Consider the following 14,420-nt stretch of genomic DNA (forward strand, 5'->3'; position numbering starts at 1 on the left):
TCTTACAGCGTGAGGCCCGGATACAGGGGGTTCGCCGCCAGCAGTTCCGCGGCCGCGGAGTGCACCCGATCGGCCGTCCCGTCGGCCAGCTTGTACTTCGCCTTCGAGGTGCCCTCTGGCTGGGTGTTCGACAGCACGTCGACGATCAGCTCGGCGACCCGATCGAAGTCGTCGGCTCCGAACCCACGGGTGGTAAGCGCGGGGGTGCCCAGCCGGATGCCGCTGGTGTACCAGGCGCCGTTGGGGTCGGCGGGCACCGAGTTGCGGTTGGTCACGATGCCCGCGTCGAGCAGCGCCGACTCCGCCTGCCGCCCGGTCAGCCCGAACGAGGTGACGTCCAGCAGCACGAGGTGGTTGTCGGTGCCGCCGGTGACCAGCGCCGCGTCCCGTTTGAGGAAGCCGTCGGCGAGAGCCTGCGCGTTGTCGGCCACCCGCTGGGCGTAGGCCTGGAACGACGGTTGACGGGCTTCGGCGAGCGCGACGGCCTTGGCGGCCATCACGTGCGAGAGCGGCCCGCCGAGCACCATCGGGCACCCCTTGTCGACCGCGTCGGCGTATTCAGGGGTGGCCAGCACCAGGCCACCGCGGGGTCCGCGCAACGACTTGTGCGTCGTCGTCGTGGTGACGTGGGCGTGCGGCACCGGGTCCTCGTCGCCCGTGAACACCTTGCCCGCGACCAGTCCGGCGAAGTGCGCCATATCGACCATCAGCGTGGCGCCGACCTCGTCGGCGATCTCCCGCATCGTGGCGAAGTTGACCCGGCGCGGGTACGCCGAGTATCCGGCGACGATGACCAGCGGTTTGAACTCCCGGGCGGCGGCCGCGACGGCGCCGTAGTCCAGGAACCCGGTCGACGGGTCGGTGCCGTACTGGCGCTGGTGGAACATCTTGCCCGAGATGTTGGGCCGGAAACCGTGGGTGAGATGGCCGCCGGCATCCAGCGACATGCCCAACAGCCGTTGGTTGCCCAGCGTCGCGCGCAGCTTCTCCCAGTCGGCCTCCGACAGGTCGTTGACGTGTTTGGCGCCCATCTCCGCCAGGCCCGGCGCCTCCACGCGGGTGGCCAGAATCGCCCAGTAGGCAACGAGGTTGGCGTCGATACCCGAGTGCGGTTGCACGTAGGCATGCGGCGAACCGAACAGCTGCTCGGCGTGTTCGGCGGCGACGCTCTCGACGGTGTCGACGTTCTGGCAGCCGGCGTAGAACCGGTGGCCGATGGTGCCCTCGGCGTACTTGTCGGACAGCCAGGTGCCCATGGTGAGCAGCACGGCCGGCGAGGCGTAGTTCTCACTGGCGATCAGCTTGAGCGAATCCCGTTGGTCGGCAAGCTCTTTGCGGGTGGCAGCCGCGATGCGGGGTTCGACGGATTCGATGACCTGCAGGGCCGCCTGATAGGCAGCGCTTGCGGTGTCCGCGTACTCGGCGCCTGGCGCCGCTGCTGAGGTGGCCGTGGGTTCTGCAGTCATGCAGCTCAGCCTAGTCGGGCGGAAATTCAGGCGGCTCGCAGTGTCGACGGGATCAGCGGCTCGTCGAGCAGCCTGCCGAACCGCTCCCCCAGCGACACGCCCGCCGGCCGGTCCTCCAGCCAGCCCCGCAGCAGCCGGTAACCCTCGACGTACGTGCTGGTGTAGGCCCGCCACAGCGGCGACGACAGAAATCGCAGCATCTGCCGGGCCCGTTGGTCGTCGACCAGCAGCCAGCGCTTGAGGAACTCGACGACGTCGTCGACGTCGCGGTGCTCGTCGTGCAGCATCAGCGCGGCGTCCTGGCGCACGTCGGCGAGGGCGGCCGCGGCCTCGGAGACGGCCTGCGCGCGGTCACCGTCGAATGCCAGGCCCAGGTCGGCATAGATCTCGCCGGCCCAGGCGCCCCAGTCGGGCCCGATCGCCGCGTAGAGCGCCAGGTCGGCCAGGCCCTCGGCCATCAGGCATTGCGGGGTGTTGACCAGGAAGATCGTCTGCTCCGCCTGCCCTTTCCCCTCGACGAGGCCGGCCTCTTTCCGGCAGTGCTCGGTGTGGTGGCCGGGATAGGACTCGTGTGCCACCAGTCGCGGCAGGTTGGACATCTGCTGCTTGAGGTCGGCGTTGACGGCCACCGTCGAGGTGTAGTTGCCGAGGTAGTAGTTGAACCCCGACCACGGCTTGTCGGTCACCACCTCGTAGTTGATGGTCTCGGTGTCCGGCAGCGGATATTCGGCGCGCACGCGGTCGCGAAGAGCGCTGGAGAACGCGTGGATGCACTCCTCGAGGCGGTCGGGCGGGACCTCCTCGCCTGCGCGATAGTCGACCATTCGGGCGGCCAGCGGGCCGGTGCCGCCCAGCGCTTCGTCGAGCTTGGCGTGCGCCTGCCGGTACTGCTCGGGGTCGCCCTTGGCGATGCGCACGTCGAAGTACGCCTCGACCTCGTCGACGAACCCGACGTCCTGACCCGCGAATTTGCGTCCGGCGCAGGCGAGCGCGCGCAGGTGTGCCCGGATGAACTCGGCGCGGCCGTGTTCCAGCTCGGTGCCGGCGTCGAGGTCGGCGAGCAGCCGCTCGGCCTGACGGACCAGCTCGGTGGGCTCGGGAGCCGGTTCGTTGGCGACGATGCGGCGCAGTTCGGGGTCCCCGGTGAAGGAGTCGACGTAGCCCTCCTCGACCCGGTCGAAGCGCAGTCCGAGCATCAGGTATTCACGGATCAGGGGGTTATTCGATAAGCCCGAGTTCATGTCCTCAACGCTAACTGGAAGACTGGGCGTATGCCGCGGCTGAGCGAGCCGAGCCCCTACGTGGAGTTCGACCGGAGTGAGTGGCGTTCGTTGCGCATGTCGACTCCGCTGAAATTGACCGAGGACGAGCTGCAACGGCTCCGTGGGCTGGGTGAGAAGCTCGACCTGCTGGAGGTCGAAGAGGTCTACCTGCCGCTGGCCCGGCTCATCCACCTACAGGTCGCCGCCCGTCAGGCGTTGTTCGCGACGACTGCCGAGTTCCTCGGCGAGCCGCAGCAGAATCCGGACCGCCCGGTGCCGTTCATCATCGGCGTGGCCGGCAGCGTCGCCGTGGGCAAGTCGACCACCGCGCGTGTGCTGCAGGCGTTGTTGGCGCGCTGGGAACATCACCCCCGCGTGGACCTGGTCACCACCGACGGCTTCCTCTACCCCAACGCGGAGTTGTCCCGACGAAACCTGATGCACCGCAAGGGTTTCCCGGAGAGCTACGATCGCCGCGCGCTGATGCGGTTCGTCACCGCGGTGAAGTCCGGCTCCGACGCGGCCTGCGCGCCGGTGTACTCACACCTGCTCTACGACATCGTTCCCGGGGAGAAGCAGATCATCCGGCATCCGGACATCCTCATCCTCGAGGGTCTCAACGTGCTGCAAACCGGTCCCGCCCTGATGGTTTCGGACCTCTTCGACTTCTCGGTCTACGTCGACGCCCGCATCGAGGACATCGAGCAGTGGTACGTCTCGCGCTTCCTGTCGATGCGCGAGGGCGCGTTCGCCGACCCGGCCTCGCACTTCCACCACTACTCAACGCTGACCGATGAGCAGGCGGTGATGGCCGCCCGCGACATCTGGCATTCGATCAACCGGCCCAACCTGATCGAGAACATCCTGCCGACGCGGCCGCGCGCGACGCTGGTGCTGCGCAAGGACGCCGATCACTCGATCAACCGGCTGCGTCTGCGCAAGCTCTAGCTGCGCGAGCAGTCGCGAAAACCCCCAAAATTCTGTCATTTTGGGGGTTTTCACGTCTGCTCGCGGGAAAAGGGTTACCGGTTGATTCGCCGCACACCCTGGTACTGCAGTTCGGCCATCACGAGCGTGTAGACGCCGGTGGCAAGGGTCGCCACCACGCCGAAGGTGGTCAGCGGGAACACATCCGCGAGCACGAACACCACGGACGCGACGGTGTAGAACACGTTGCCCGCGGCGATGACGATGCCGGCCGTTTTCACCGACGGCCGCGCGGCGACGATGAACACACCGACGGCGAATGCGATAAACATGGCGCCCATCGCGTATTCGAAGCCGATCGTGGTGCCCGACTTATCGGCCAGCCAGCCGGCCAGCGGAATACCGACGAGGCCCATCAGTCCGCTGCATGTCGCGTCGGCGCGCAGCGCGAACCGCAGGAACGAGTCCTTGGCGGCCCCGAGTTTGGGAGTGCTCAAAGCGGTCATCAACTTTCCTTTCTGGTGGGGTGGTGGACCGTTCCGGAGCCGACGACGCAACCTCTTACGGCGGCGGCTCCGGACCAGTCATGTGGGGGTCACGCCAGGCGGCGCACCCCGAGGTACTGGACGTAGGCGAAGCCCAACGTGGCGACGGTGAACGCGACGGTCGCGACGACGCCGAGCTCGGTCAGCGGCAGCCAGCCCGCGGTGAGCACGACGGCGACGAGGATCGCGAACGCGACGTTGCCTGCCAGCACGCCGACGCCGACGCGTCGAACTCGTGGGACACCGGCGAGCAGGTACAGACCTGCGCCGTACACGACGAGCGCCGCACCCGCGATCCATTCGGCGGTCGCGGTCAGGCCCGTCAGCTCCGACAGCGGATCGGAGGCCATGGCAGTCAGCAGACCGAGACCGGCGCACAGGGTCGCGTCGGCTCGCAGCGCGAAACGGAGGAGCGAATCTTCGGTGGCCGTGCCGGCGGCTCCGCGTCGCCGGTCGGGCCGGGTGGTGATGGCGGTCATGACATCGACACTGCGCAGATGCCACTGCCAGATCGACGCCAGACGCTGCCAGCTACTGCCAACCGCAGGTCAGGGGCATGAAACTAATCTTGCGCGGACACCAGTTGGCCGCGCAGATCGGCGGCGATGAGGCGGGCCGCGGCGTTCTGCCAGTTGTGCAACGACCGTTGCGGCACCTCGGTGACGAACCACTGCCAAGCCTGCCGCGCGACGGGGTCGAGCCCGGCCGCCGTCGCGTTCTGGGCATAGGCGCGGACGCCGACCACATAGGGGAAGTAGAGCGAGTTGTAGTAGCGCCATTCCTCGGTCGTGCCGAACTCGCCGCCGTCACGCGGCTTGAGTCGGGCGATGCGATCGGCGAGCAGGGCCTTGAGTTCGTTGGCGCGCTCCAGCGGCTGGTCGGGCGCGCCGCGTGCCGCGAGGCGTTCGTCGATGGCGGGCAGTGCGGTCAGCGGGCTGGCGACGAGCTTGGACAGATCGCCGTAGTGGCCCAGTGCGCGACGCGTGAGCCGGACGAAGGTGTCCTCGTCGACGCCGTCGAGCGGGTTGGTCGATCGCAGCGGCAACGCGGCGCCTGTGCGTCGTAACGCGGCACGGTCGGCACGCAGTCCGGGCGAGCGGGAGAACGCCAGCCGGTCCAGCAGGCCGGCGAGCGGATCGGCCAGCACGTTGACCGAGATCGCGATGGCCAGGCTGCTGAACAACAGCACCGTCAGCGCGGTCTGCGGGCCGGTGACCGCCAGGCCGATCAGCGCCTGCCCGCCGAACAAGACGACCACGACACCCGTCGCGACGAAGGACCGCAGCATGTCCGCGCGCAGGGCCTGCCCCTCGTCGAAGGCGTCCCACATCGCCACCGCGACGCCGAGGAGCACGACGTCGAATCCCGTCGACGCCAGGGCCAGCCAGCTCGGCACCAGCCCGAGCGGGATGACGATGATCGCGTTGCCCAGCGCGAAGAACAACGTCGCCACGATGAGGTAGCCCACGACGGGTCGCGGCTGCCAGGGCCCGAAGACCGCGCGCAGCATCGCGCCGAGCGAGGACAGCGAAATGACGGCGAACATCACCCAGTGGCCCATCCGCACGGGTCCGTCGACGTCGCCCGCCATCGCCGCGCCGATGAACGCACCCACCGCGACAGCGCCCACGGCCACCACTTCGGCGGCCCTGCTTCGCCAGGTGTCACGGGGGCGAGACAGCTCGAGCAGCACCGCGAACCATGCGATGCCCGGCACGGTGACCAGATACACCTCGATGCTGCTCAGCAGGGTCGAACCACTCAGCGTGCGGATGGCGTCGAGTGCGACCACCGTCGCGAAGCTCGTCAGGCCGATCGCGGCGAGCACCAGGACGGGTTTGCGCGGGTCACGGGCCAGGAGGTACAGGCCCAACCACCAGCTGAGCGAGAAGACGAGCGCTGACAGCGCAGCCATGGCTCAAGTGTTGCACTAGATGCCGTAGCGGCGGTGACGCGCGGTGTAGTCGCGCAAGGCCCGCAGGAAGTCCACGCGCCGGAACTCCGGCCAGTACGCCTCCGTGAACCACATCTCCGAGTAGGCGCTCTGCCACAGCAGAAACCCCGACAACCGCTGCTCCCCCGATGTGCGGATCACCAGGTCGGGGTCTGGCTGGCCCGAGGTGTAGAGGTTCTCGGAGATGGCTTCCTCGGTGACGGCCTCGATGAGCTGCTCGCCCGTCACACCGTTGGCGAGCTCCTTGGCGAGCAGGGCGCGCACCGCGTCGACGATCTCCTGGCGACCGCCGTAGCCCACGGCGACGTTGACGTGGAATGCGCTGCCGTTGCCGGAGGTCGACTCGACGGCGTCGCGCAGGCGTCGGGCAGGCTCCTCGCCGATCAGCTCGAGATCGCCGACGGTGCGCACGCTCCACTTGTTGGCTGGGGCGCAGATCTCCTCGACGACGTCGGTGATGATCTCGATGAGCGACGACAGCTCGTCGGGGTCGCGCTGCAGGTTCTCGGTGGAAAGCAGGTACACCGTGGCCATTTCGACGCCGGCCTCCTGACACCAGCGCAGCATCTCGGCGATCTTGCGGGCGCCCGCCCGATACCCGTAGCTGACGTCGTCGTGACCAGCATCACGGGCCCACCGTCGATTTCCGTCGCAGAGGACCGCGATGTGGCGGGGTAGCTCGGACTTTGACGACGCCAACCCCTGGCGCAACCGCATCTCGTAGAGGCGGTACATCGGTTCCTTGAGTCGCGAAGGAATGATGTCCACCGAATCAGACTACTGTGGCCTTGAAAACTCCAATGGCATTAGTCGAGGTGATCGTGGCTCAGGTCGATGCCGACGAGGCTCAGCAACCACCGGTGCGCGTCTACGCAGAGGATTTCGCCGAAGCGGTCGTAGACGGCGTCACCAATTTCATCGGAAAGCCGCGGTTACGCGGCTGGATTCACGTCTATTCGGCGATCGTCGCCTTCATCGCGGGTGCGGCGTTGGTGTCGGTGTCCTGGTCGGTGGTGTCCACCCGCGCGGGCATCGCGACCCTGGTCTACACGCTGACGATCGTCGCGATGTTCGCCGTCAGCGGCGCGTACCACCGCATCAACTGGCGCTCGGCGACCGCCCGCAAATGGATGAAGCGCCTCGATCACTCGATGATCTTCATCTTCATCGCGGGCAGCTACACACCGTTCGCCGTGCTGGCCCTGCCGAGCACCGACGGGATGGTTCTGCTCAGCATCGTCTGGGCAGGCGCGCTCGCCGGCGTGCTGCTCAAGATGTTCTGGCCGTCGGCGCCGCGCTGGGTCGGGGTGCCGCTGTACCTGCTGTTGGGCTGGGTGGCGGCGTGGTTCGTCGGGCCGATCATGCACGGCGCGGGCGTCGCGGCACTGGTGCTGCTGATCGTCGGCGGCGCGCTCTACAGCATCGGCGGCGTGCTCTACGGCCTCAAGTGGCCCAACCCGTGGCCGACGACGTTCGGCCATCACGAGTTCTTCCACGCGTGCACGGCGGTCGCCGCGATCTGTCACTACATCGCGATGTGGTTCGCCGTCTTCTAATGGCGATTTCGGCGTGTTCAGTCACGCTGAGCGGTACCCAGCACGCCGAAATCGCTAGAGCTGAGTGATGTTCTCCGGCGTCCAGTAGGCCTTCATGGTCGCGATCTTGCCGTCCTCGTTGAACGTCATGACGCTGATGATGTCGATGCGCATCTTGTTCTCGCCGAGATCGATGGTCAGCGCCCAGTAGAACGCGACCTCGTTACCGAGGGCGCGCAGCGTGACCACGTCGGCCGAGGCGCCGTTGGTCGGCAGGCTGTCGTAGAAGCCCCGGATCGCCTGGCGCCCGATGTGGACCTCTCCCCCGACGGGATCCTCGACGGTGCCGTCGTCGGCGTACAACTCGGCGATGTCGTCGGCCCGGCCCTGCGAGGCCAGCTCCAGGTAGCGGTTGACGGTCTTGGCGTTGTCTTCGGGCGTGGCCATGCGCCGAAGGCTACACGGGCGCACCCAGGGCGGCCGCAAGTTCGGAGGCAGTGGTCACCGGCAGGTCACACGCCCGCCCGCGACACACGTACGCGGCGTCGGCCCCGGCCACCCTGTCGCGGTCGGTCAGCAACTCCGAGGAGTTCACCGGGCCGCCGACGACGATCGCGCCGCCGGGCGCCAGCCGGCGTGCGGCGGCCAGCAGCTCGGAGCCGACGGGATCGCAGGCCACTGCGATCTGAATCGGCCCGCGCACAGCGGCTTCGGCGACGGCCAGCCAGTGCCCGCCCGACCGCGGAAGACGCGCCAGAATCGGCGCCGCGCTCGCCAGCGTCGCCTCTGCCGCCGACGCGTAGACGTCCGCACGGTGCGCCGGCGCCAGATGCGCCGCGAGCTGCAATGCCTCCGCGATCAACGACGCTCCCGACGGCGTCGCCCCGTCGAGCGGGTCAGCAGGCCGAACCATCAGCGCCTCAGCGTCATCCGCCGTGTCGAACCAGCGGCCGGCGTTCGCGGTGTCGGCGAAATGTTCGAGTGCGATGTCGAGCAGCCAGGTGGCAGTGCTCAGCCACGGCTCCTCACCTGTCAGTTGGTACAGCGTGAGCAAGCCGGTCGCCAGCGCGGCGTGGTCCTCCAGAATCGCCGCGCTATCGCCGACCTGGCCGCCGAGGCTGGTACGACGCAGCCGGCCGTCGACGATATGCAGATCGATGAGTGACCGCGCGCACTGCATTGCGGCATAAAGCAATTCGGGTTCATCCAGCGCTACCGAGGCCTCTGCAAGCGCGGTGATCGCCAGCCCGTTCCACGCGGTGACCACCTTGTCGTCGCGGCCGGGCTGGGGACGGTTGAACCGGGCGGCCAACAGCGCGGTACGCACCCGTTCGAAGCGATCCAGGTCGTCTGGATCGTTCGGCAACTGCAGCACCGAGCTGCCGTGTTCGAAGGTGCCGCTGTCGGTGACGCGGAAAAGCTCTGCGGCCCAACGGGCGTCGTCGGCTCCGAGCACTTCGTGCAGCTGCGCGGGCGTCCACACGTACGTCAGCCCTTCGCGACCGTCGGCGTCGGCGTCAAGGGATGAGGTGAACATTCCGTCCGCGCCCAGGTCGTCGATCACGAACCGCGCGGTTTCTCCGATCACCCTGCGCGCCAACGGGTTCGACGTACGCCGGGCCCAGTGGGCGTAGGCGCGCAGCAGCAGGGCGTTGTCGTAGAGCATCTTCTCGAAATGCGGTACGACCCATGCGGCGTCGACGCTGTAGCGGGCGAAGCCGCCGGCCAGCTGGTCGTAGATGCCACCGCGGGCCATCGCCGTGCACGTCCGTTCGACCACCTCGAGAGGCATTACATCGCCGGTGCGCTCGTGGCTGCGTAGCAGTGCCTCCAACAACGCCGACGGCGGGAACTTAGGCGCCCCAGCCTGATTGGTGAGAAATCCGCCGTGCACGGGATCCTCGTCCTGCAGTACCGCGGCGACCGCATGGTCGCACAGCGCCGGCTGTATCGGCGGTCCACCACCGGGTAGGCCGCTTGCCATCGTCCGCAGTTCGCCTGCGATGTGGTCGGACGTCTCTTCCACCTCTGCACGGCGGGTCCGCCAGGTCTCGGAGACGGCGGCCAGCAGCTGCAGGAAATTGGCCTTCGGGTAGTACGTGCCGCAGAAGAACGGCCGGCCGTCCGGGGTGAGGAAACACGTCATCGGCCAGCCACCCTGACCCGTCAGCGCGACGGTGGCGTTCATGTAGACCGCGTCGATATCGGGCCGTTCCTCGCGGTCGACCTTGATGTTCACGAAGCCCTCGTTCATCACAGCGGCGACCGTCTCGTCCTCGAACGACTCGTGCGCCATCACGTGGCACCAGTGACAGGCCGCGTAACCGACCGACAGCAGAATCGGCACGTCCCGTTCGGCGGCCTCGACGAGGGCTGCGGGCGACCACTCCTGCCAGTGCACCGGGTTGTCGGCGTGCTGGCGTAGGTACGGGCTGGTGGCCCGTGCGAGCGCGTTAACCGCTGGGCTCACTCTTGTTCTCGTCGTCGTCGGCCTTGCCGTCGGGCTCGTCGAACGATTTCGGAAGCTTTCGTAGGTGCCGGTTCATCGACCAGACCAGCAGAAAGGTGCCGACCAACAGCAGCACGATGATCAGCAGGCCGAACGGGCTGGCCTTGCCGAATTCCGGGCCGGTCTCACGGTCCTGTGCCAACAGGTCGACGACTGTCAGTGCGAGGTCGGTCATTCGTCCACCTCGATCCCTGCGAATAGGTCGGTCTCGGGTAGGAACACCGGTACACGGGAGCGCGCCAATTCGAATTCCTCTGTCGGCCAAAGCCGTTGCTGCCATTCGATGGGTGCCCGGAAGAAGTCACCGTTGGGGTCGATCTGGGTGGCGTGGGCGCGCAGCGCGTCGTCCCGCTGGGCGAAATACTTCGAGCATTCGACGCGGGTGGTCACTCGCTTCTCGAAGATGTCATGGTCGGCTTCCCAGTGTTTGAGCCACTTCTCGAACGGACCAACCTCGCCGATTTTGGCGAACTCGTCCTGGAGCAGCTGCATGCGCTTACGCAGGAAGCCGTGGTTGTAGTAGAGCTTCAGCACGTTCCACGGTTCGCCCGCATCGGGGAAGAGTCGGTAGTCACCGGCCGCCTCGTACGCCGCGACCGACACCTGGTGGCATCGGATGTGGTCGGGATGCGGGTAGCCGCCGTTCTCGTCGTAGGTGGTCATCACGTGGGGCCGGAACTTGCGGATGACACGCACCAGCTCCTCGACGGGCTCCTCGATGGGCACCACGGCGAAGCAACCGTCGGGCAGCGGCGGGGGCGGATCGCCCTCAGGCAGGCCGGAGTCGACGAAGCCGAGCCAGTGGTGCTCGACGCCGAGGATCTCGGCGGCCTTCGCCATCTCGTCGCGGCGGATCTCGGTCATCCGGCCGTGTACGTCGGGCAGGTCCATGGCCGGGTTGAGGATGTCGCCGCGCTCACCCCCGGTGAGGGTGACCACCATGACGCGCACGCCCTCGTCCGCGTAGCGTGCCGTGGTCGCCGCACCCTTGCTGGACTCGTCGTCCGGGTGGGCGTGCACCGCCATCAGCCGCAGTTCACTCAACCTCTTCTGCCTCATCTGTGTCTCGACCATGCCTTGAGTCGACATTCTCGAGAGATTTCAACCGTTACGAGTAGCCCTATAGTTCCAGTCCGGTAGATCCTTTCGAACGACGGGCATGAAAGTAGATGATCGAGCGTCCCACCGCCCGCTACGGGCGCCAGCGGCTGACGCGCCGCCAGCGCCGCCTGATCGCCGGCGCGCTGACCGTGCTGGTCCTGGTGGCGGGGGTGACGGTCGCGATCGTCGCCTTCGGGCGATTCGGTAGTCCGGTCGAGGGCGAACTGAGCAGCTACCGCCTCCTCGACGACGAGACCGTCGAGGTGACGGTCAGCGTCACCAGGGAGAACCCGGCTGAGCCGGTGGTCTGCATCGTACGGGCCCGCTCGATCGACGGCGGCGAAACCGGTCGTCGCGAAGTGCTGGTGTCGCCGTCCACCCAGAGCACCGTGCAGGTGACGACGGTGGTGAAATCCAACCGGCCGCCGGTGGTGGGCGATGTGTACGGATGCGGTACCGACGTGCCCCCCTATCTCGTCGCTCCCTAGGAGCTCAGCACCCCTTTAAAGCGCATCGCGAGCCAAATACAACAAACGCCGAACTGCGAATATGTGAAAAACGGTTGTCCTGCCGGTGCTAGACTCGTCGGATACACGGTTCCGCTGGGACCGTGTATTGCTGCATTTAGTGCGCTGGTTAGGCGTTGACGATCGCGGCAATACACGAAGGGCTCCCGGCGCCGAAACATGAGACTTCTTACGCGAAAAAGCGCGAGAGCAACGACGAAGGAGCGCGACATCATGACCGACACGCAGGTCACGTGGCTGACTGAGGAAGCACACGACCGGCTGAAGGCAGAGCTCGACCAGCTGATCGCCAACCGACCCGTCATCGCCGCCGAGATCAACGATCGCCGCGAAGAGGGCGACCTGCGCGAGAACGGCGGCTACCACGCCGCCCGTGAACAGCAGGGTCAAGAGGAAGCCCGCATCCGTCAGCTGCAGGAGCTGCTGAACAACGCCAAGGTCGGCGAGGCGCCCAAGCAATCCGGCGTGGCGCTGCCCGGCTCGGTGGTGAAGGTGCAGTACGGCGACGACAAGAACGACACCGAGACCTTCCTGATCGCCACCCGCCAGGAGGGCATCACCGACGGCAAGCTCGAGGTGTACTCGCCGAAGTCGCCGCTGGGCGAAGCGCTGATCGACGCGAAGGTCGGCGAAGTCCGGACCTACACCATTCCCAACGGCAACACCGTCAAGGTGACGCTCCTCAGCGCTGAGCCGTACCACTCCTGAGGCGGGGCCCTCGGGGCCTTCGCACTACAGTCCGCACTATGGCGAAGATCGCCGAGGACCTTCTTCTGCTGCTGCTCGACAATGCGTCGGCCCAGCCGGCGTTGGAACGTCAGCGGCGCGAGCGGGTGTTGGCGGCCGCGGTGCTGCTCGACCTGGCCCACGCGTGCCGAATCCGCCCCGCGATGGCCGAGGACGCGGTCGAACCCGGTCGGCTGATCGCCCTTGCGGTGCCCGGCGCGGTGGATCCTGTTGCCCAGCCGGCGTTTGCGTTACTCGAGCGGCGGCCGCTGCGCCCGGCGGTCGCCCTCAAGAAGCTGGCCAAGCACACCGAGGATGACGTCACGCACCATCTCGAGCGGATCGGCGAAATCCGGCGTATTCGGTTGCAGTCCACACGATTCACGCATCCGTACGCGTGGCCGCTGACGAACCGCGACCGGGTCGGGCAATCCCGCTCGGCACTGCTGGCCGCGCTGTTCGACCGGCGGCCGCCGACACCGTCCACCGCGGCGATCATCACGCTGCTGCACGCCGTCGACGGGTTGGGCGCGCTGTTGTCCCTCAACGACCGGGGCTGGCGGTCGGTACACGCCCGGGCAGGCGAAATCGCCAGCGGCAGTTGGGTTGACGAGTATTCGACGGCGCTGCCTGAAGTGAATCTGGCGGTCACCGCGTCAGCGCTGCGGCAGGCGTTACGCTAGCGCCTGCTCCAGGTCGGCGAGCAGGTCCGCCGAATCCTCGATACCCACCGAAAGGCGGACGAGGTCGTCGGGAACCTCCAGCTGGGAACCAGCCGTCGACGCATGCGTCATCGCGCCCGGGTGCTCGATCAGCGACTCCACCCCGCCCAGCGACTCGGCGAGGATGAAGATCTCGGTCCTCGCGCACAACTTGCGGGCCGCGTCGACACCGCCGCGCATCCGCACCGAGACCATGCCGCCGAACCCGCTCATCTGCTTGGCGGCGACGGCGTGGCCGGGGTGATTCGGCAGTCCCGGATACAACACGGTCTCGATCGCCGGGTGATTGGCGAGGAATTCGGCGACCAGGGTGGCGTTTTCGGAATGCTGGCGCATCCGCAGAACCAGGGTCTTGAGCCCGCGCATCGTGAGGTACGCGTCGAACGGTCCCGGGACCCCACCTGCACCGTTCTGCAGGAAGGCGAACGCGGTATCGAGTTCTTCGTCGCTGGTCAGCAGTGCACCGCCGACGACGTCGGAATGGCCCCCGATGTACTTGGTCGTCGAGTGCAGCACGATGTCCGCGCCGAGTGTCAGGGGCCGTTGCAGTGCAGGCGAGGCAAACGTGTTGTCCACCAACACCTTTGCTCTTGGCCCCTCGGGCGCCGCCGCGATCTCGGCGATTCCGGCGATGTCGGCGATGGACAGCAGCGGGTTGGTCGGCGTCTCCACCCAGATCAACCGGGTCTGCGGCGTGACCGCGGCCCGGACCGCGTCGAGGTCGGCCAGCGACACCGCGGTGTAGTTGATGCCCCACAGCGTGAACACCTTGTCGATGAGACGAAACGTCCCCCCGTAGGCGTCGTCGGGGATCACGACGTGATCGCCGGGCCGCAGCACGGCGCGCAGCGCACAGTCGGTGGCGGCCATGCCCGAGGAGAACGCCCGCCCGTACGCAGCAGCCTCGACGGCGGCCAGCGACGCCTCCAACGCGGCGCGGGTCGGATTGCCGGTGCGGGCGTACTCGAATCCACCGCGCAGCCCGCCGACACCGTCCTGGGCGAAGGTCGAACTGGCGTAGATGGGTGCGTTAACGGCGCCGGTCGCCGGATCGGGGCGAAAACCTGCGTGAATGGCCTTGGTGGCGAGCCCTTGCCACTGGTGCTGATCAGTCATCACCGATCAGGGTAGCGACGGGCGCGTAGG

The 14,420-nt window shown here is 67.4% G+C and carries 16 protein-coding genes; 5 read left to right on the plus strand and 11 right to left on the minus strand.

Translation table 11 applies throughout. From position 1 onward, the window contains the following. Positions 1 to 2: 2 nt before the first annotated feature. Entirely contained in the window at positions 3 to 1,466 is a 1,464-nt protein-coding gene (locus tag H7J93_RS18610; protein ID WP_267307757.1) for a glycine hydroxymethyltransferase, read from the minus strand. A gap of 26 nt (positions 1,467 to 1,492) precedes the next feature. Continuing rightward, positions 1,493 to 2,707, minus strand: a complete 1,215-nt coding sequence (locus tag H7J93_RS18615; protein ID WP_267307758.1) for a DUF885 domain-containing protein — start codon at positions 2,705 to 2,707, stop codon at positions 1,493 to 1,495. 30 nt (positions 2,708 to 2,737) lie between these two features. Between H7J93_RS18615 and coaA the strand changes: the two genes are divergently transcribed. Beyond that, positions 2,738 to 3,676 (plus strand): type I pantothenate kinase, encoded by a 939-nt coding sequence (coaA, locus tag H7J93_RS18620; protein WP_267307759.1) that lies wholly within the window; start codon positions 2,738 to 2,740, stop codon positions 3,674 to 3,676. A gap of 74 nt (positions 3,677 to 3,750) precedes the next feature. Here the strand turns inward: coaA and H7J93_RS18625 are convergent, their stop codons facing one another. The 4 genes from H7J93_RS18625 to H7J93_RS18640 all read right to left on the minus strand — a co-directional run bounded on the left by H7J93_RS18625 (position 3,751) and on the right by H7J93_RS18640 (position 6,922). Beyond that, entirely contained in the window at positions 3,751 to 4,161 is a 411-nt protein-coding gene (locus H7J93_RS18625) for a hypothetical protein (protein ID WP_267307760.1), read from the minus strand. Positions 4,162 to 4,250: 89 nt separating this feature from the next. Continuing rightward, positions 4,251 to 4,679: a hypothetical protein gene (locus H7J93_RS18630; RefSeq protein WP_267307761.1), complete on the minus strand. Its 429-nt coding sequence runs from the start codon at positions 4,677 to 4,679 to the stop codon at positions 4,251 to 4,253. 83 nt (positions 4,680 to 4,762) lie between these two features. Next, entirely contained in the window at positions 4,763 to 6,115 is a 1,353-nt protein-coding gene (locus H7J93_RS18635; protein ID WP_267307762.1) for a hypothetical protein, read from the minus strand. Between the two features lie 15 nt (positions 6,116 to 6,130). Continuing rightward, on the minus strand, positions 6,131 to 6,922 hold the full coding sequence (locus H7J93_RS18640; protein ID WP_267307763.1) for a (2Z,6E)-farnesyl diphosphate synthase: 792 nt from the start codon (positions 6,920 to 6,922) through the stop codon (positions 6,131 to 6,133). Between the two features lie 32 nt (positions 6,923 to 6,954). On the opposite strand from H7J93_RS18640, the gene trhA reads away from it, so the two are divergent. Then, positions 6,955 to 7,710 carry a PAQR family membrane homeostasis protein TrhA gene (gene trhA / locus H7J93_RS18645; protein WP_267307764.1) on the plus strand — a complete coding sequence of 252 codons (756 nt, stop codon included), beginning with the start codon at positions 6,955 to 6,957 and terminating at the stop codon, positions 7,708 to 7,710. Positions 7,711 to 7,764: 54 nt separating this feature from the next. Here the strand turns inward: trhA and H7J93_RS18650 are convergent, their stop codons facing one another. From H7J93_RS18650 to mca, 4 genes are read right to left on the minus strand one after another with little or no spacing between them, the layout of a single operon-like run. After that, positions 7,765 to 8,136: a nuclear transport factor 2 family protein gene (locus H7J93_RS18650; protein ID WP_267307765.1), complete on the minus strand. Its 372-nt coding sequence runs from the start codon at positions 8,134 to 8,136 to the stop codon at positions 7,765 to 7,767. Positions 8,137 to 8,146: 10 nt separating this feature from the next. Further along, positions 8,147 to 10,159, minus strand: coding sequence for a thioredoxin domain-containing protein (locus H7J93_RS18655; protein ID WP_267307766.1), 2,013 nt, complete (start codon positions 10,157 to 10,159; stop codon positions 8,147 to 8,149). After that, complete coding sequence (locus H7J93_RS18660) at positions 10,143 to 10,373, minus strand: hypothetical protein (RefSeq protein ID WP_267307767.1); 231 nt, start codon at positions 10,371 to 10,373, stop codon at positions 10,143 to 10,145. The genes H7J93_RS18655 and H7J93_RS18660 overlap by 17 nt, the downstream gene beginning before the upstream one ends. Further along, the gene (gene mca / locus H7J93_RS18665; RefSeq protein WP_267307854.1) at positions 10,370 to 11,242 is read right to left on the minus strand and encodes a mycothiol conjugate amidase Mca; all 873 of its coding nucleotides are present in this window, start codon (positions 11,240 to 11,242) and stop codon (positions 10,370 to 10,372) included. Before mca ends, H7J93_RS18660 begins: the two co-directional genes overlap by 4 nt. Positions 11,243 to 11,367: 125 nt before the next feature. Between mca and H7J93_RS18670 the strand changes: the two genes are divergently transcribed. The 3 genes from H7J93_RS18670 to H7J93_RS18680 all read left to right on the plus strand — a co-directional run bounded on the left by H7J93_RS18670 (position 11,368) and on the right by H7J93_RS18680 (position 13,235). Next, positions 11,368 to 11,787: a DUF4307 domain-containing protein gene (locus H7J93_RS18670; RefSeq protein WP_267307768.1), complete on the plus strand. Its 420-nt coding sequence runs from the start codon at positions 11,368 to 11,370 to the stop codon at positions 11,785 to 11,787. A gap of 252 nt (positions 11,788 to 12,039) precedes the next feature. Then, complete coding sequence (greA, locus tag H7J93_RS18675; RefSeq protein ID WP_267307769.1) at positions 12,040 to 12,534, plus strand: transcription elongation factor GreA; 495 nt, start codon at positions 12,040 to 12,042, stop codon at positions 12,532 to 12,534. A 38-nt stretch (positions 12,535 to 12,572) separates the two neighbouring features. Continuing rightward, entirely contained in the window at positions 12,573 to 13,235 is a 663-nt protein-coding gene (locus H7J93_RS18680; RefSeq protein ID WP_267307770.1) for a GOLPH3/VPS74 family protein, read from the plus strand. Here the strand turns inward: H7J93_RS18680 and H7J93_RS18685 are convergent. After that, positions 13,227 to 14,390 carry a cystathionine gamma-synthase gene (locus H7J93_RS18685; RefSeq protein ID WP_267307771.1) on the minus strand — a complete coding sequence of 388 codons (1,164 nt, stop codon included), beginning with the start codon at positions 14,388 to 14,390 and terminating at the stop codon, positions 13,227 to 13,229. The genes H7J93_RS18680 and H7J93_RS18685 overlap by 9 nt on opposite strands. Between the last annotated feature and the right edge of the window lie 30 nt (positions 14,391 to 14,420).

It is taken from the genome of Mycobacterium barrassiae, assembly GCF_025822765.1.
GTDB lineage: Bacteria > Actinomycetota > Actinomycetes > Mycobacteriales > Mycobacteriaceae > Mycobacterium > Mycobacterium barrassiae.